Source organism: Sorangiineae bacterium MSr11367 (assembly GCA_037157805.1).
Classification (GTDB): domain Bacteria; phylum Myxococcota_A; class Polyangia; order Polyangiales; family Polyangiaceae; genus Pendulispora; species Pendulispora rubella.
Genome location: CP089983.1, coordinates 3,635,211 through 3,651,291 on the forward strand (window position 1 = coordinate 3,635,211; position 16,081 = coordinate 3,651,291).

Below are 16,081 nucleotides of genomic sequence, written 5' to 3' on the forward strand. Positions count from 1 at the left end.
GCTCGACTCACGGCGCCTGTCCTTGCACGCGGGCCAGTTGAGCTTGGAATTGCGCATACGTGACATTGAAGTGGCGGGTTCCCGCCATGTTGCCGTGTCCACCCACGAAAATACGATCCGGTGTATTCAACCCGAGCCGGATGATGGCCTCGTTGAAGCCGACCGCACGCTCGCGGCGCGCGGGAATGAGATCTCCCTCGGTGGGATTGTAAAGGTCGCTATTGAAGAGGATCCCGGGCGAGCCCGCCGCGGTCACGTGAACGATGAGCATGTCGGCGGCATGGGACGAGCGAACGTGGTGGACGCTCACATTTCCAATCGCGAGCGAACCTTCGGATTCCACCGGGCGCAGCACCGGGACGATGTCCTTTCGCGCACTGAGATCGTCGGGCGAGATGGTGTGGGCGCTCGTGAACATGTCGCGCATGAAGGCTTCGCTTTCCTTGGCGACGACGACGGCCGCACCGCGGGCCACGAAGGTTCGGAGGCCTGCCGAATGATCGGCATGGTGGTGGGTCATGACCACGTTCGAGATGGGGTGGGCGGCCAAGCCACCGGGAAGGTTGGTATCGATCCAAGCGAGCAGCGCCTTGCTCCGCTCTTCGTCCAGCGGCGCCTCCACGAGGACACTGCTGGCCCCCTGGTCGACGAGCATCGAATGGTGCCCGGTCCCCACGAGGTGGTACACGCCCGTGGCCACCTCGACGCCCACCACCGTTTCATGCAGCGGGTCCACGAAGGAGTTGAGCCCGAGGCCAGCGAATCGCTGGTACGACTGCGCACGCCGATGGCCGAAGTCCGCGTGATCGTCGTCGAATTCCTGCGGTGGCCCGTCCGGCATGGCGAAGAGCTCCTGCTCCAGCGGCGCATTCACCTGGATGCTGGAGCGATCTTCGACGCGCACCGTCTGATGATCCACGGCGATGGAGACGCGTCGCGGAAAGAGAAGCCCGCCGCTCGGCTCCCATTGTTCGTAGGTGACGTCGACGTTGATGTCCCCGCGCAAATGGTCGCTCTCGAGGGTGGACAGTTGGGCGAGTCGGCCCGCGTCGTCGAGCCGCAAGGTGAAGTCGCGGATGCCCCAGGGATCGCTCACGACGATGCGGCGGTACGAGCGTCCGTCGCGGTTCTCGAGGCCCTCGTCACGAACGTCGTTCGCCGCGCGTCCTTTGAGCAGGAGATGCGGATTCGAGAGCACCTGATGCCGGCGCGTCGCCGCCCACCGCGCCGACGACATGGGAGCCCCCACCGTGCCCGCCGGTCCGCCGAAGACCGACTCGATGCCGCGGACGTATCCGCGCTGGCCCGCGACGATTTCGCTGTAGTCGCTGGTGGCACCGGGCACGATGGCCAGATAGTTCCGCTTGTACGAGAGCAACATTTGGTCGGCGCCGACATCGATGCGGCCGGCGAAGGTGAAGTCGCTGGCCGGTGTCGGGGCGCCGCCCGGGTCGACCCCTTCGTCGTACGCGGAGTGCAAGCCAGTGGCCTCGATGGACAACGTGCGCATCGCATCCAGCGCCGCGGCACCGCCGAGACTCTCGGTGAGGCGGGTCAGGGGAGCGTTGGACGTGTCGTTGGATGTGGAATTGGATGCCGAATCCCCGCAGTGAAGGAATGGGGTGGCGAGAGCCAAAAAGAGCATGCGTCGAATGTTCATGGTCCCGAGGACATGGTTCCGGCGAGCGGCCGGGACCATGACCGAAATGTTGGAATGACTGTCCAACGGTGTGGACGCTGAACGTCGGGGCGCGCATATTCACGCTCGTGAGCCCATGACGGTCGCGGATCTCAATGCGGTATCCATCTTCGTGCAGGTCGTGGACTCGAAGAGCTTTCGCGCCGCCGCCCGCGCGCTCGACGTGCCCAAATCCACGGTGAGCCTCCGTGTGGCGCAACTCGAGGAGCGTTTGGGCACACGGCTCTTGGATCGAACCACCCGCACGGTTCGCCTCACCGAAGAAGGCCGCTCCTATTACCTGCAGGTGGCCCCGGCCCTCACCGCACTCGACTATGCGGAGCGAAGCCTGGCCGATCTCCAATCCGCGCCCGCAGGCCGGTTGCGGGTGACGGCGCCCTTCGAAATGGGCCAATTCGTATTATGCCCGATCATCATCGATTACATGCGGCGATACCCTGCGGTGGAATTGAGCGTGGACCTGACCGATCGCCGGGTCAATCTGGTGGAGGACGGCTTCGATTTGGCCGTGCGCCGGGGTTCTCTTTCCCATTCGACGTTCATTGCACGCAAGCTGGGCAGCCCCGACGACTTGCATTTGTACGCAAGTCCACACTACTTGGATGTACGCGGCGAGCCGAAGTCGCCCGAGGACCTCGCCGAGCACGATTGCCTGCTCATGAGCGGCCGCCAGGAGCCGAGCCGGTGGAAGTTCCGCCGCGACGCACAGTCCATCGTGGTGGACGTCCGCGCCCGCACGACGGTGAACAGCTACATCGTCCTGCGCGAGCTCGCCGCGGCCGGATATGGCATCACCGAGCTCCCCGACTACGCCGCGGCCTCCGCCGTGTCGTCCGGCACCCTCCGCCCCGTGCTCGACGAATACCGCCTCCCACCGCTCCCGTGGTATGCCGTTTATCCCAGCTCGCGCAACGTTCCTCCAAAGCTGCAAGCGTTCATCAATCTACTCACCGCCCACTTCACCGCCGTCGAGGCGGCGAAGGCAAAACAGAAATAGCGCTCACGCGGGAAGCGCGACCACCACCGTGCCCTGTGCGGCCGAAAAGACCATGTGCTGGACGGTGATGCCCATTTTCACGTTCCCATTGCGAAGCACGGCCAGGCACGATTCCGCGTCCACGGGTGCATTGGCGCGAACCAGCCGCTCCGCGTGCCCGTAGCGCCCGTACGACGTGGCGGTCAGCTCCGTCATGGCCGAAGGCGAGGAGGAAAGCGCGCGGTAGTCGTTGGCGACGAAGATGGCGCCGTCCTTGGGCCCTCGAACCACGGCCCGCGTCGGCGTGCGCTCGATGACCGCCATTTCGCCCGGACGGGTGCCCGTTACCAGGAGCAGACCGTCGGAGGCGACTTCGGTATCGCGGAGTGTCGCTACCGCTATGTCGAACGTCTCGGCCTTTTCGAGCACGCGGCGGAGGAGCAGGGAAATCGGCGGCGCCAGCTCCGGAGGATCGTCGCTGAGGACGGCGTTCAGCGTGATGGCGAAACGGCCCGGCGCTACACCGCTCAAACAGCCCACGAAGCCAGGCCAACCCACGGTGCGGTAAAGGGGGGCGCCCTCGCCGCGGTGAAAATTCACGATGACCGTGCTCTTGGCCAGGCGCCCATCGGCGTTCGTCCAATCGAGGTTTCGCGCATGGAGGGGCGGACCTGCGGTATCGACGGCGAAGGCCGTGCACCCCATCGGGCTCGCGAGAAGGAGCTTGAGCGCGTCGTAGTAGAGGTTGACCAGGAGCACCTCTTCCTCGCGCGCATCGAGGATGCGGGCCACGCTGCGCATTTCGGCCACGTATTCCGGATCGACGAAGTCGTCGCGGTAGCCCGTGAGAACGGACGAAAAGGCATCGAGGCCGCCAAGGTCACGTAAATAGAACTTCAGCAGCTCACGGCCTTCCTGGCGCCACTCTGACAGCCCGTCCCATCGCCGCTCCGGCGGCGCGTCGAGGTCCACATTCAATTCGGGGATGGGCGGCATGGCGATCGGCACGCAGTGTAGCTCGATGGCCCGAAGATTGCTCGGTTGCGCCGCATCATGCATGCGACGCTCATGAAGCGCTTGGCCTTCGCGGTGGGATGTTCCTTCTGCGCTTGTGGCAACGGCGCGTCGGGTGTGCCGGGATCCCAGGATGCCGCGCCTTCGCCCGATGCGTCGAAGGACGCCGGCGCACCGCCCTTCGACGCTGGGGATGGAGCCACGTCGGGCGGTTCGCAGCTTCTCGACGGACTCGATCCGGCGAGTGCCAAGTACAAGGCCATTGGCCGGTTTCACGGCAGTTTGACGTGTACGGCGGTGTTCGTCCAAACCTCGCCCAATCCGGCCGCACCGGCGTATGCACTGACCAGTGGCCACTGCCCGGCCATCCTGGGCGCCAACGACGTGACCCTCGACGCCGAAGCAGGGTCGGACTTCCGCGTGGTGTTCAATTACTTCGCGAACACGGAGCAAGCTCGAGTTCAGGTTCCCGTGGCACGGATCGAACATGCCACGATGAAGGGCCATGACATCGCGGTCCTCAAGTTGGCCCGAACCGTGGGCGAGCTTGGCACGCTCGGGATCGCACCGCTCGAGATCGCTGCTTCGTCTCCCTCGGCGGGCACGCCGCTCGATGTCGTCGGTGCACCGCTCGACACCTCGCAGGCGGACGACTTTTTGCGCCGCGAGCGATGCATGGGGCGCACGTCGTCCGTCAACCTCGTCGAGTTCCATTGGCATTTCTTCGACGCGCAGGCCAACGACTGCATCGATATTCGCAGCGGCAGCTCGGGATCGCCGGTCTTCGTGCACGCAGGCACGCGGATCCACGCGCTGATGAACACCACCGCGCGCGGCTCGGACGGGACGACGGATTGCTACGCCAACCGCCCCTGCGAGCTCACCGCCACGGGCTACACGGTCCGCCCGGACGCGAGTTATGCGACGCCCGTCGCCGGCCTGGGCGGCTGTTTCGACGCCCGCGGTCTCTTCGATCGCCGCCGTGCGCAGTGCCCGCTCGACGATGGGCGGCAGCTCCAGGTCGAGGGCGGTCCGCTCGGCGCAAACCAGCCCTACGTCATGGACAACGGCGTTCGCCGCCGTCTGCGTTGGGATCGCGCGCTTCACCATGCGGAGTTTACGCACTACCGCTACAAGACCGGGCCCGCCCATGCGACGAACTGCCGCGATCTGGCCGGCTACGGTGCCCCCACCGCGCTCACGGCCACCAGCGTCATTCGTGACGAGGTGCCCGAGGCCGAAGGCTTTTACTATTTGTGCCTTTTGGGCGGCCGCAGCCCCACGCCGGATTCGACGTGGCAAAACCCGCGCTTCGTGCGCATCGAGCAGGTGCAAATCGATACGACGCCACCCCAACGCCTACCGGGGACACTCGTGCATGATTTTGGCGCCGAAGGACTCCGCGTCGAATTGATCTTCTATCCGCCGGAATTGTCTCAATACCGATACAAGGTCGGCCCCTCCGCGAGCACCGATTGCGCGCAGCCCGACGGCTACGACGATTATCTCCGTATCGCGATTCCGATTCTCCGCGAAGATCTCCCAGCGAAACTTTGCATCGTCGGCCAAGACGAGGCAGGCAACGCCGCCCCACCATTCGCGCGCACCTTCGAATAGCGCCTTGACCTTGACACTAGTGTGAAGGTGCTGCGTGACCTTCGAATCGCGCTAGCGACCCGACAAGAACGGCAATCGCTGAAACACGCGCTCCGGCGTGTTCTTGACGATGGGCATGATCGCCCGCCAGAAGAAGGGGACGTACGCTTCCGCGGTGCCCGCATCCATGGCGGCCACGATGGATCGCGCCACCGGTACCGGCTTGCCGAAGAGCAAGTGCTTGCCATGGTCGTGCGTCATCGGCGAGTCCACGGGCCCGAGCTTCAAGGTCGTCACCGACACGCCCGCGGCGTACAGTCGCGTGCGAAGCCCTTGCAGGTACACGTTGAGCGCACCCTTGGCCGCGCCGTACGTGTAATTGCGCGGCCGCCCGCGATCGCCCGCCACCGACGTGATCACACCGATGCGCCCTTGCCGTGTGGCCTCCATGTGGTTGGCCAGCGGAATGAGCAGGGAGATGACGCTGGTGAAATTCACCCGCAGAATCGCCTCCGCGTCCTTGAAGGTGCGCTCGCTGGCCAGCTGGTCCCCGAGATCGCCGTGGGCAATCAGCGCGGCGTCGACCCCACCCAACGCTGCGATACACTCCTCCACCAGCGTGGCATTGGCGTCCAGATCCCCGAGGTCCGCCACCTTGGTGGTGACCTTCTCGCCCAGACGCGAGGCCACCTCGGCGAGCTTTTCGGCATTGCGCCCCACCAAGTAGAGCTGATCGCCCCGCTCGGCATGGATTTTCGCCACCTCGGCGGCGATGGCGGACGTGGCACCAAAGATCAGTACGCGCATGGTCAGAATCCGATCTTGCGCATCACGAAGCGCGGCAGCCAGCGAATCACCAGCATGACCAGCGCCCAGATGCCCGGTGTGTAAATCATCGGTTTGCGTGCGTCCATCGCACGAAGGACATCGCCCGCAACTTGGTCCGGTTCCCCGGCGAACGGCGGCGGCTTCAGCCCCGCGGTCATCGCCGTTCTCACGAACCCGGGTTTCACGCAGAGCACGGAGAGCCCGGCCGCGTGGAACTTGTGGTCCAGCGCCTCCAGGTACACCGAAAGCCCCGCCTTGGCGGACCCGTAGATGGCCACCGGCTTGCGCCCGCGATCGCCCGCCACCGAGGAAAACACGGTGAGGTGCCCGCCTCCGCGCTCCAGAAGGCGCTTTCGCGCGTGCTCGCAGAACACCACGGTGTTCGCGTAATTCACCGTGACCAGGCGGCGCGTGAATTCGATGTCCGCCTCGAGCGCTTCTTGCGTCCCGAACAACCCGGCGGTGACGATGACGGCGTCGAAGCCCGACAGCGCGGTATCGGCCGCGTCGAGCGCACCGGCGAAGGTCTCCGGTTTCTCGAGATCGCAAACCGCATATCCCACGTCGACCCGCGACGGGTGGCGTGATTTCAAATCCGCTGCGCTTCGCTCGAGCTCCGTGTCGCCGATGCCCAAGAGAAAAACGCCGTCTCCGCGCTCCGCCAATCGCTGTGCGATGGCGCGGCCCATGCCCGAGGTGCCTCCCAGAACGATGGCCTTCATGCGCGGTCTCCAAAGAGTCGGTGCGACTGCGCGCTGCGGAGCCTTCGCTTCGGATCCCACTTTTCGCGCGCGGCCAGGAATTGCGGCAGACGTGGTTCCATCGCGGCGAAATGCTCGGGGCGCGTGAAGCCATCCTTGGTCAGGTAGATGCGGCCGCCGGCCGCGATGACGAATTCGTTCAAGCGATCCACGATGCGTTGTGTCTCGGCCGAGATGGCCATGTCAATGGCGATGGACGTGCCTTCGAGGGGAAACGACAAGAGGCCTTTGCCTTCCGGGCCGCAGTCCTTGATGACGCACAAGGGCGATGCGCCACCCAACTTGGTCAAAAGTTCCATGAACTCCCGAACGGCTTGGGGCCCTGCCGCGCGCGGGAGCACGCATTGGTATTGCGTGAAGCCGCGAGGCCCGTAAACACGATTCCAGTGAAGCACGGCGTCGAGCGGATAGAAAAATGGATCGGTTCCCACGAGACCGGCGTTGCGATGGTTCATGTGCTGCCAATAGTAAGCAACATTGAAAGCCTGCACGGTCAGCGGGTTGATTGCCCAATTCGGAAATTCGAAGGGCAGCGTTTTCTTCCGCGTCAACGGGGGAGGCTTGGCCTTCGCTTCCTCGGGCGTGGCCCATCGACCCGCCATCAGGATGCCCCGACCCAGCGAGGCACCGCGGATCAAACAATCGATCCACCCCACGGTCATCGGCCAGCGAGGGGCGGCATTGGACAATGCGGTGATGAATTCGTCGATATCGCCAACGCGCTCGCTCTCCATCCAGATCCACGGGGAGGAGATGCGGTGCATTTTGAATTCCACCTCCAGAATGTGACCCAATAGTCCCATTCCGCCGATGGTCGCGTAAAACAAATCAGGATTCTCGGTTTCGCTGCAGGTGACGATGTCGTCGCTCGCCAAACGCATGCGCAGGGACTGCACGTGCGCGCCGAAACACCCCTCTTGGTGGTGGTTCTTCCCATGCACGTCGCTCGCCACCATGCCGCCCACGGTGACGAACTTCGTCCCCGGGGTGACCGGCGTGAAATACCCACGCGGAATGAACAGGCGATTCAAATCGGCCAGGCACAAGCCGGCCTCCGCGCGCAGGATGCCGCTTTCCGGATCGAACGCGAGGATGCGATTGGCCAGACGTGTGGCCACGACCTTGTCGTCGGCATTCGCCGGGAGCGAGGAGTCGCCGTACGAGCGTCCGAGCCCGCGGCAAAGGACCGCTCCGCGCGTGGCCGCCTCCAGGTTTTCGGAAAGCTGCTCGCGACCCGCAACGGGCACCCGGCCCCAGCCTGAAAGTGTGGATTGTCCGTTCGCCGGCGAACCCATGAGCTACCCGTGCGACGTTGGCAAATTCGCGAGCAGCTTCTTCGCCTCGGCGGGGTGCTGCTTGCACTCGAGGAGCGCGCGAAGGATGAGCGGCACGACGATGGTGGCGTCCGATTCGATGACGAACATCGGCGTCTCCTGCGTGAGCTTGTCCCAGGTGATCTTCTCGTTCGGCGTCGCGCCGGAGTACGAGCCGTACGATGTCGTCGAGTCGGAAATCTGGCAGAAGTACGCCCAGGGCTTCACCGGCTGGTCCAGGTCGTACTTGATGGACGGCACCACGCAGATGGGGAAGTCGCCCGCGATGCCGCCGCCGATCTGGAAGAAGCCGATGCCCGGGCCGGTGGAGAGCTCTTGGTACTGGTCGTAGAAGTGCGCCATGTACTCGATGCCCGACTTGGCAATGCTGGCGTTGCACTCGCCCGTCTTTACGTGCGACGCAAAGATGTTGCCGAAGGTCGAATCTTCGTAGCCCGGGACGACGATGGGCAGCTTGGCTTTGGCGGCCGCGAGGAGCCAGCACTCGTCGGCATTGCCCTGGTGCAGGTCGGTGCCGATGGTTTGAACCAGCTCGTAGAAGTACTCGTGCCAGAAGCGTCGCTCACCGCGCTGGGTGGCGTTCGTCCACATCGGAACGAGGTACTTCTCCACCGCGCGAAATGCTTCGTCCTCGGGAATGCTCGTGTCCGTCACCCGACGCATCCGCTGCTCGAGGATCTTCGTGTCGTCTTCCTTGGTGAAGTAGCGGTAGTCGGGGAAATCTTTGTAGCTGTCGTGCGCGACCAAGCGGAAGAGCGACTCTTCCAAGTTGGCGCCGGTGACCGACAAGCCGTGGATGAGACCGGCCCGAATCGCGGGCGCCAAGGTGATGCCCAGCTGCGCCGAGGACATGGCCCCCGCCACGGCCCAAAACATCTTTCCACCCGCTTCGATGTGCCGTAGGTACGCGAGCAGCGCATCACGCGTGGAGCGCGCGTTGAAGTTCTTGTAATTCGTGAGAACGAATTCGAGGATCGGCAGGGAGGCGGCGGGCGTCGTCATGGTGGGGGCTCGTAAACGCTCGTGGGCACGTGTTTATGCTGCGAATCACGGGCTTGGTAGCACGGCGCGTCGTACCGCGGTAGGAGATTGTCTGAGCGGGCCCAGGAAAGGGCGTGCAGCATGATCGCACGATCAGGCTTTGCGCCGCGGCGCTGCTTTTTTGGGCTCGCTCTTGGGGGCATGCGTGTGGCCGTGGTCGTGCGCGTGCTCGTCCGATGCTGCAGCTTTCGATTGACGTTGCCACGCGGGTTTGTGCGGCACGTCGGTGAAGAGCTGCAAGCCGCCATGGATGACCCCGCGGATGGCGATGATGCGATCGGCCACGTCCTGCAACTGGTCGGCGCGCCCGCGCACCATGATGACCTCCAGGCAGCGATGGTGGTCGAGGTGCACGTGCGTGGTCGCGAAGATTTGCGAGCCTAGCTCGTGCTGGATCTCGGTCAGGCGATCGTTGAGCTCGCGAACGTGGTGGTCGTAGATGATGGTGAGCGTTCCCACCGCCTCGGCGCCCTTGCGCATTTGCGTCCGTCCGACCTCGGCGCGCGCCAGATCGCGAAACGCTTCCGAGCGCGAGCCGCCGCGAGCTTCGACGACCTTGTCGAAGGCCGACAAGAGCGACCCTTCCATGGCAATTCCGAACCGAACGAGATCGTCTTTCATATCGCGGGCGAGTGTACCTCGTCGTCGGGCGGGTGAATCGGAGTAGCACACTCCTTCACAAATGTGCTACTCGCGCATTCCGTGGGCTCGAAGGCGATGAAGCTGCTCGGGGTGGCCGCGTGGACGTTCGCGTCCTTGGCCCACGCGCACGACGTCGATGCGCCGAAGCTCAAGACGCAAACGCCGGGCGCATGGCCGGGTGGTCATGCCGAGTCACACGATGTTCTCGTGCCCGTCACATTGACGGTGTCGGTGGCCGGCACGGTGCAGGGCGTCGTGGTGGAGGAGGGGATCTCGTCGGAATTCGACCGCGCGGCCATCGCCGCGGCGAGCACGTGGACGTACGAGCCCGCCCGCCGGAACGGGCAGCCCGTTGCTGCGCGCGTGCGAGCCGCCGTGCGTTTCACGAGCGCGCCCGCGGAAAAGCCGGCACCGCAAGCCAGCGCGCCGGAGCCGCCGCCCGCGCCCGCGAACGCGGCCGTGCAGGTGCGAGGGACGCCACCGCCGCGCAGCGCCTCCGCCACCGTGCGCGGACGCGATGTTATCGAGTTAGCGCCCCACCGCACGGCGAGCGATCTCCTGCAGCTGGCCCCCGGCATTTTCGTGACGCAGCACAGTGGGGAAGGGAAGGCGCACCAGATCTTCTTGCGCGGCTTCGACGCCGTTCACGGGCAAGATCTGGAAATTTGGGTCGGCGGAATCCCCGTCAACGAGGTGTCGAACATCCACGGCCAGGGCTACGCGGATCTGCACTTTGCCATGCCCGAGGTGATCAAGGAGATCCAAGCGACGCCGGGCACGTACGATCCGCGGCAGGGCGACTTCGCCGTCGCAGGCTCGATCCGCATGCGCCTCGGGTACGCCGAGCCGGGCATCACGGCCACCGGTACCCTGGGCTCCTTTGGGACCAAGCGGCTTTTTCTGGCCTACCACCCGCCGGGGACCTCGGACGAGACGTTCGCGGCCTTCGAGGAGTACTCGACCGACGGCTTCGGGCCGAACCGCGCGGCGCGCCGGGGTTCGTTCATTGCGCAGGCGACGCACGACTTCGGCAAAGGCTTCGAAGGGCGCGTGCTCGCGACGACGTACACCGGCCGTTTCGACTCGGCGGGCGTCGTTCGCCTGGACGACATTCAGAACGGCACCCTCGACAAATACGGATTCTACGATCCCAAACAGGGCGGCTATTCGAGCCGCACCCAGGTATTGGCCGAGCTGCGCCAGGAGGGCGAAAACTCGCACTTCAGCGTCGCGCCCTTCGTGGCCTTTCGCTCGCTCACCCTGCGGCAGAATTTCACCGGCTACCTCGTGGACAGCCAGCGCGGTGGTGCGGCTCGAAACGATAGCGACAACACGCAGCAGATTCACGAAGACATCATGGTGGGCGCGACCGCCTCCTACCGGCGAACGGTGAAGCTTCTGTCGTCGCGCGATGCCCTCGAGGCCGGGTTTTACGGCCGCACGGATTTCATCGAGCAATCCCAGCGGCGCCTTTCCGACGTGAACGATCTGCCCACGGAGACGCTCGTCGATGCCAAGGTGCGCGGGACCAACGTGGCGGGCTACCTCGATGCGTCGCTCTTTCCGATTCGGCGGCTCGCCCTCCGCGGCGGGATCCGCGCCGACGCGCTTTCCTATTCCACGCAAGATCGCGTGCCGCCCGCCTCGGATCCCACGGCCACCGCATCGCAGGCTCGCGCCGCGCAGGGCGCGCACTTCGGAAAAAAAGCCACGGCGGATCTCCTGCTCGTGCCGGGCCTTCACGCCCTGGCGAGTTATGGCGAGGGCTTTCGCTCGCCGCAGGCGCGCAGCCTCTCGGAAGGCGAGCGCACCCCCTTCGCCGAAGTGACCAGCTACGAAGTGGGGATTCGCTACGCCGACGGGAATCGATTCCAGGGCTCGTTGGCGGCATTTCATACGCGGCTATCGGAAGATCTCGCCTTCGATCAGACGACCGCGCGCAACGAGCGCGTTCCCGGTACGCAGCGCACGGGTGTGGCGGCGGAGCTCACCGCACGCGCCGATTGGCTGACCACGAGCGCCAGCGTGACCTACACGCGCGCATCGTTCACCGGATCGGATGCACAATACAAGGAAGGCGATCTCCTTCCTTACGTTCCGCAAATCGTCGGACGCGTCGACATCGGTGCCAAACGCCGCTTGGCGCGTGTGTTCGGGCGCGATTTGGAGGGCCGCATCGGTTCCAGTTTGGAATCGCTCTTCCGGCGGCCGCTGCCGTACTCCGAATTTGGCCACGATGTCTTTCTGGTGGATGCGCGGGCCGCGCTTCGTCTGAAGGAGGTCGAGCTCGGGCTCGATGCGTTCAATCTGCTGGATGCCTTTTGGTACGACGGTGAATTCGTTTATGCGTCGAATTTCAATCGCGGCAAACCTGCGCAATTGGTGCCCTTCCGTCATGTGACGGTGGGGGCGCCGCGCTCCGTTTTTCTGTCACTGACTCTGCATATTTGAGGATGCCATGAAAGCTTTTTACTACGCACTGGTCCTGAGCAGCGTGGCCTTGGCCGGATGCTCGAGCTCCTCGGACACGACCACGGGCAAGCGCATCGTGCTGGAGACGAAAATCGTCACCGAGCCGCCGGCCACCCAAGCATTCTCCAATTCGCAGGGGTGGAGCATTTCCCTGCGCAAGATCTCGCTTTCGGTGGGGCCGCTCTATTACTTCGATGGCGCGACCATCTTTTCCTACGCCGCTCCCAAGCGCAAAACGCCATTGGACCGCGTCGAGGAGTTCCTCGGGATCGGGGTCGCCTATGCGCACCCGGGGCATTACATCCCGGGCAATGCCAAAGGCCAAATGCTGAGCCCCACGTCCGTCGATTTGTCGAGCGGCGCCCTGCCGCTTCCCGTTGGAGACGGTGTTTCGGGCATCGTGCGGTCGGCCACGTTTTCGTACAACGTCCCGCCGACGGGCCCTCAGGCGAGCGCGCTTGGATCGCACGTGGCCGTGCTCGAAGGGACGGCCACCAAAGGGAGCGACTCGCGCGTCTTCCGTGCAGAGATCGACGAGGCCGACGTGCGGAATACCAAAAATGCCGCCGCCGTCGAGGGCTGCCCTTTCGCGGAAACGGATATGGAAGGCGATGGCGTGGTCACCCTGACCATCAAATTGCCACTTTGGTTCGATCAGGTGGAGTTCGACAGCATTCCCGCGAGCACGGATGGAAACCCCGTGTCGATGCCCGCGGAAGCCATCGGGCGCAACGAGCTCGTTCGCGGCATGAAGGCGGGCGATGGATACGTGTTTTCCTACTCGGAGAAATGACCCATGCATACCATGTTGAAAAGTGCCGCCATTGCCCTCGGTCTCGTTCTCGCGGCGTGTAGCAGCTCCGACGACGACAAAAGCGACGGCTCGGGGCGCGTTTCGTTCACGACGTGGGGCGAGGATTACATCGAAAAGGAAATTCCTCAGGCGGACGTCACGGATGGCTGGACCATCCATTACAACGAGTTCCTCGTGACCATTCGGAACATCAAAGTTGCCGACGGCGCCGGCGCAGTGGGCGCGGAAATGAAGGAATCGAAGTTGTTCGATATGACGACCGCTGGTGTGAAGTCCGTGGTGACCTTCGCCAATGTCGCCGCCAAGGCGTGGGAGCACGTCAGCTACGAAATCGCGCCGGCCACCGCCGACACGCTCATAGGTGCAGGGACTGACGCGGACAAGCAGCTGATGGTCCAAGGTGGCTACAGCATTTATGTCGACGCCGTGGCCACCAAGGGCGCGGTCACCAAGAAGTACACCTGGGGCTTCAAAACGGTGACGCTCTACGATCGGTGCAAAGGCGAACTTTCGGGCAAGGACACCGACGGCGTGGTGGTCACCAACGGCGGTACGGACGAGCCGCAATTGACCATTCATGGAGACCACCTTTATTACGATGATCTGCAGGCCAAAGAGGCCAAGGTGCGTTTCGGAAACATCGCCGATGCCGACAAGGACAACGACGGGACCATCACGCTCGACGAATTGTCCAAGGTGAAGCTCGCCGCCATTCCCAAGGAGAATGGCCCCTACGGCACCGGGAGCGCTGCCGGCATCAACGATCTTGGCGCGTTCGTTACGGGACTGTCGCGCACGATTGGCCACTTCCGCGGCGAAGGCGAGTGCTTCTCCTCGGCCAAGTGATCCTCAAGCGGACCGGGTGAGCGTCGCGGCGAAGTCGTTCAGGCTTCGCGGCCGCTCGCCGGTGATCTCCTCGACGAACGGCGTCGTCCGCGCTTCCAGGCCGCGCGCGATGCGTTCGTCGAGCGATGCGACCCCGCACGCCGTCAGCTCCGCGGGGGCGATGGATCGATGCACGATCGGCCGCCCCGTGTGTTCGCTCAAGACGGCCGCCACGTCATCGAAGGAGAGGGGCTCGGGGCCGGTGAGGATCCAGTTGCGGTTGCGATGCACGCATTGGTGAGGAGGCGAACGGCGACGCGCCGAGGAGGACGAATCGTTTCACACCCGCCGCGAGGGCCCGGTCGAGGAACGGGCACATGGCGCGCTCGGGCGCGGTGTCGAGTGGCGGAGCGAGAAGGTAGGTTGCGCGCACGCCCTTCAGTGCGGCGTCGTGCGATGCAAAATCGCCCCACATGAACTGTGTGACGCCGGGGCCGCCGCGCGTGCTCGTGCGCCGGACCGCGACGCCTTTGCGTTGCAAGCCATCGGAGATAGCACGGCCGGTCTGTCCTTGGCCGCCGATGACGAGCACGGTCATGGCGCCTCCGCCATGCCGCGCAGCGGATTCCAATATTCGCGATAGCGAACGATGCGCCCGTCACTGGTGGGGCCGAGCCAGCCGGCCGCTTGCTCATAGTGCGCCACGATGGCGGACTTGCCGTCGAGCCGCGCCGGAAATGTTGTTCCGCTTGCGTACGGAAACTCGACGACGGCGTCATCGGCAAAAAGCGAAATACCATATTTCGGGCTGCGTGGTGAGGGTCGCGAGGTGTTGCTCGAGCAATTGAAGCGCCGTGGGATGCGGTCCGTTCATGCCATAGGGCTTACAGCGGGTGAGCATGCCGCACGTCCGCACGAGCGATCCGCGCGTCCGTGCTATTCATGGAGCATGCAGTTGTGTCACTTCGAGGCCGCCCAGGTCACCGTGGGGGACCGATGGGGAAAGCGCCGAGCGCGCGAACCGTCGAGCACGCGGCTCTATTGGCAAGTGCGCGGTCATGCGCTTCTCGAGGTTGGCGGTCGCCGCGTTCAGCTCGAATCGGGTGATCTGGCCCTTCTTCCGCGGGCCGACGCGCACGTCCTTCGCGACCGCCTCGATTCGGTCGCGTCGTCGTCGAGTTGCCCTGGGATGCATCGTGTGGACGAGCACGTGTACGAAGCGTATCCCGCAGGCCGCTCGCAGCTCGTCGTGGCGGTGGCCGAGCATGCGACGCCGTGCGGCTGGCTGGAGCTGCTCCCCGACTTGGTGATGCTGCGCTCCCACGGCAAACCGCGCTGGGTGCGCGACACGCTCGCAGCCCGGGCTTCCGTGTCTGCGTTGCCGCAGGCATCGCGCGCGGAGGTTGCGCAAAGCCTTTTGCGTGTGCTCTTCGAGCATGCCTTCGAGGTGGGAGCGATCGCGCTCGATCCATCGCGGGTCCTTGGCCGGACCGACATGCCTGTCAAACAAGTCGCCGCGCGCGTGGGGTACGCGAACGATGCCGCCTTCGCACGGGCCTTCGGCCGCGCCATGGGCGAGAGCCCCGCGCGTTTTCGGGTGCGCATCTCCACCTCGAAGGAGCAACGCCCGTGGCGTACGTAGCCCGTTCCATTGGACGAATCTACGTGCTGCGATGGACGACCGCAGTAACCCTGCCCGATGTCGACAAGCTCATTCACGAGCTGCCCGCGACGCGCCGCCAAGCCGGTGAGCCGCTCATCGCCTTCTCGATCATCTCCGCGGGAATCGGTATTCCCGACGGGCAAACGCGTCGTGTGATGCTGAAACATCAGCACATATGGGCGGAGAACTGCGAAATGATCTTCGTCGTTCTCGAAGATACGGGTTTTCCCGCCACCCTGGTCCGCGCGGTGCTGGCGGAGCTTCTCCTGGTCACGAAGCGTGGCATCGTCAAAGTCTTTTCCAGCGTGGATGCGGCCATCGTCGCCATGGCCATGCGCCTCCGCGAACAACCCGGAGCACTCCGTCGCCGCATCGAACAAACCGGCGTCCTCGAGTGACGGACCGCGCCTAGCCCT

At 64.6% G+C, this 16,081-nt stretch carries 16 protein-coding genes; 7 read left to right on the forward strand and 9 right to left on the reverse strand.

All coding sequences use genetic code 11. The features are described 5' to 3' along the window. Positions 1 to 7: 7 nt before the first annotated feature. Positions 8 to 1,660 (reverse strand): MBL fold metallo-hydrolase, encoded by a 1,653-nt coding sequence (locus LVJ94_14530; protein WXB08448.1) that lies wholly within the window; start codon positions 1,658 to 1,660, stop codon positions 8 to 10. 115 nt (positions 1,661 to 1,775) lie between these two features. Here LVJ94_14530 and LVJ94_14535 point away from each other — a divergent pair, with 115 nt between their 5' ends. Continuing rightward, entirely contained in the window at positions 1,776 to 2,696 is a 921-nt protein-coding gene (locus LVJ94_14535; protein ID WXB08449.1) for a LysR family transcriptional regulator, read from the forward strand. Positions 2,697 to 2,699: 3 nt separating this feature from the next. Here LVJ94_14535 and LVJ94_14540 read toward each other — a convergent pair whose 3' ends face one another. Then, positions 2,700 to 3,734, reverse strand: a complete 1,035-nt coding sequence (locus tag LVJ94_14540; protein WXB08450.1) for a C45 family autoproteolytic acyltransferase/hydrolase — start codon at positions 3,732 to 3,734, stop codon at positions 2,700 to 2,702. Here LVJ94_14540 and LVJ94_14545 point away from each other — a divergent pair. Further along, entirely contained in the window at positions 3,729 to 5,306 is a 1,578-nt protein-coding gene (locus tag LVJ94_14545; protein ID WXB08451.1) for a serine protease, read from the forward strand. The two genes, LVJ94_14540 and LVJ94_14545, sit on opposite strands and share 6 nt — an antisense overlap. 51 nt (positions 5,307 to 5,357) lie before the next feature. Here LVJ94_14545 and LVJ94_14550 read toward each other — a convergent pair whose 3' ends face one another. From LVJ94_14550 to nikR, 5 genes are all read right to left on the reverse strand, one after another. Beyond that, positions 5,358 to 6,092, reverse strand: coding sequence for an SDR family NAD(P)-dependent oxidoreductase (locus LVJ94_14550; GenBank protein ID WXB08452.1), 735 nt, complete (start codon positions 6,090 to 6,092; stop codon positions 5,358 to 5,360). Positions 6,093 to 6,094: 2 nt separating this feature from the next. Next, positions 6,095 to 6,835 carry an SDR family NAD(P)-dependent oxidoreductase gene (locus tag LVJ94_14555; protein WXB08453.1) on the reverse strand — a complete coding sequence of 247 codons (741 nt, stop codon included), beginning with the start codon at positions 6,833 to 6,835 and terminating at the stop codon, positions 6,095 to 6,097. Then, complete coding sequence (locus tag LVJ94_14560) at positions 6,832 to 8,169, reverse strand: FAD-binding oxidoreductase (protein WXB08454.1); 1,338 nt, start codon at positions 8,167 to 8,169, stop codon at positions 6,832 to 6,834. The genes LVJ94_14555 and LVJ94_14560 overlap by 4 nt, the downstream gene beginning before the upstream one ends. Positions 8,170 to 8,172: 3 nt before the next feature. Then, positions 8,173 to 9,210 (reverse strand): deoxyhypusine synthase family protein, encoded by a 1,038-nt coding sequence (locus LVJ94_14565; GenBank protein ID WXB08455.1) that lies wholly within the window; start codon positions 9,208 to 9,210, stop codon positions 8,173 to 8,175. Between the two features lie 132 nt (positions 9,211 to 9,342). Continuing rightward, complete coding sequence (gene nikR, locus LVJ94_14570) at positions 9,343 to 9,870, reverse strand: nickel-responsive transcriptional regulator NikR (GenBank protein WXB08456.1); 528 nt, start codon at positions 9,868 to 9,870, stop codon at positions 9,343 to 9,345. An 81-nt stretch (positions 9,871 to 9,951) separates the two neighbouring features. On the opposite strand from nikR, the gene LVJ94_14575 reads away from it, so the two are divergent. Genes LVJ94_14575 through LVJ94_14585 form a run of 3 tightly spaced genes read left to right on the forward strand, consistent with a single transcriptional unit; the run spans position 9,952 to position 14,023 of the window. Beyond that, complete coding sequence (locus LVJ94_14575; protein ID WXB08457.1) at positions 9,952 to 12,342, forward strand: TonB family protein; 2,391 nt, start codon at positions 9,952 to 9,954, stop codon at positions 12,340 to 12,342. 7 nt (positions 12,343 to 12,349) lie between these two features. Continuing rightward, a complete protein-coding gene (locus tag LVJ94_14580) occupies positions 12,350 to 13,156 on the forward strand; it encodes a hypothetical protein (GenBank protein ID WXB08458.1) in 807 nt (268 codons plus the stop codon). Positions 13,157 to 13,159: 3 nt separating this feature from the next. After that, positions 13,160 to 14,023, forward strand: coding sequence for a hypothetical protein (locus LVJ94_14585; GenBank protein WXB08459.1), 864 nt, complete (start codon positions 13,160 to 13,162; stop codon positions 14,021 to 14,023). A gap of 3 nt (positions 14,024 to 14,026) precedes the next feature. On the opposite strand, the gene LVJ94_14590 is transcribed toward LVJ94_14585, so the two are convergent. Together LVJ94_14590 and LVJ94_14595 are read right to left on the reverse strand one after the other, a co-directional pair. Continuing rightward, entirely contained in the window at positions 14,027 to 14,236 is a 210-nt protein-coding gene (locus LVJ94_14590; protein ID WXB08460.1) for a hypothetical protein, read from the reverse strand. 1 nt (position 14,237) lies between these two features. Then, complete coding sequence (locus LVJ94_14595; GenBank protein ID WXB08461.1) at positions 14,238 to 14,600, reverse strand: hypothetical protein; 363 nt, start codon at positions 14,598 to 14,600, stop codon at positions 14,238 to 14,240. Between the two features lie 351 nt (positions 14,601 to 14,951). Here LVJ94_14595 and LVJ94_14600 point away from each other — a divergent pair, with 351 nt between their 5' ends. Further along, positions 14,952 to 15,644, forward strand: a complete 693-nt coding sequence (locus LVJ94_14600; protein WXB08462.1) for a cupin domain-containing protein — start codon at positions 14,952 to 14,954, stop codon at positions 15,642 to 15,644. Then, complete coding sequence (locus LVJ94_14605) at positions 15,632 to 16,063, forward strand: hypothetical protein (protein ID WXB08463.1); 432 nt, start codon at positions 15,632 to 15,634, stop codon at positions 16,061 to 16,063. Before LVJ94_14600 ends, LVJ94_14605 begins: the two co-directional genes overlap by 13 nt. Positions 16,064 to 16,081: the final 18 nt, after the last annotated feature.

Bases quoted from the DNA above. Each gene is read 5' to 3' on its own strand.
- LVJ94_14560 (WXB08454.1), bottom strand. From the start codon at position 8,169: ATGGGTTCGCCGGCGAACGGACAATCCACACTTTCAGGCTGGGGCCGG.
- LVJ94_14580 (WXB08458.1), top strand. From the start codon at position 12,350: ATGAAAGCTTTTTACTACGCACTGGTCCTGAGCAGCGTGGCCTTGGCC.
- LVJ94_14585 (WXB08459.1), top strand. From the start codon at position 13,160: ATGCATACCATGTTGAAAAGTGCCGCCATTGCCCTCGGTCTCGTTCTC.
- LVJ94_14535 (WXB08449.1), top strand. From the start codon at position 1,776: ATGACGGTCGCGGATCTCAATGCGGTATCCATCTTCGTGCAGGTCGTG.
- LVJ94_14530 (WXB08448.1), bottom strand. From the start codon at position 1,660: ATGAACATTCGACGCATGCTCTTTTTGGCTCTCGCCACCCCATTCCTT.
- LVJ94_14555 (WXB08453.1), bottom strand. From the start codon at position 6,835: ATGAAGGCCATCGTTCTGGGAGGCACCTCGGGCATGGGCCGCGCCATC.
- LVJ94_14550 (WXB08452.1), bottom strand. From the start codon at position 6,092: ATGCGCGTACTGATCTTTGGTGCCACGTCCGCCATCGCCGCCGAGGTG.
- nikR (WXB08456.1), bottom strand. From the start codon at position 9,870: ATGAAAGACGATCTCGTTCGGTTCGGAATTGCCATGGAAGGGTCGCTC.
- LVJ94_14540 (WXB08450.1), bottom strand. From the start codon at position 3,734: ATGCATGATGCGGCGCAACCGAGCAATCTTCGGGCCATCGAGCTACAC.
- LVJ94_14565 (WXB08455.1), bottom strand. From the start codon at position 9,210: ATGACGACGCCCGCCGCCTCCCTGCCGATCCTCGAATTCGTTCTCACG.
- LVJ94_14600 (WXB08462.1), top strand. From the start codon at position 14,952: ATGCAGTTGTGTCACTTCGAGGCCGCCCAGGTCACCGTGGGGGACCGA.
- LVJ94_14595 (WXB08461.1), bottom strand. From the start codon at position 14,600: ATGACCGTGCTCGTCATCGGCGGCCAAGGACAGACCGGCCGTGCTATC.
- LVJ94_14545 (WXB08451.1), top strand. From the start codon at position 3,729: ATGCATGCGACGCTCATGAAGCGCTTGGCCTTCGCGGTGGGATGTTCC.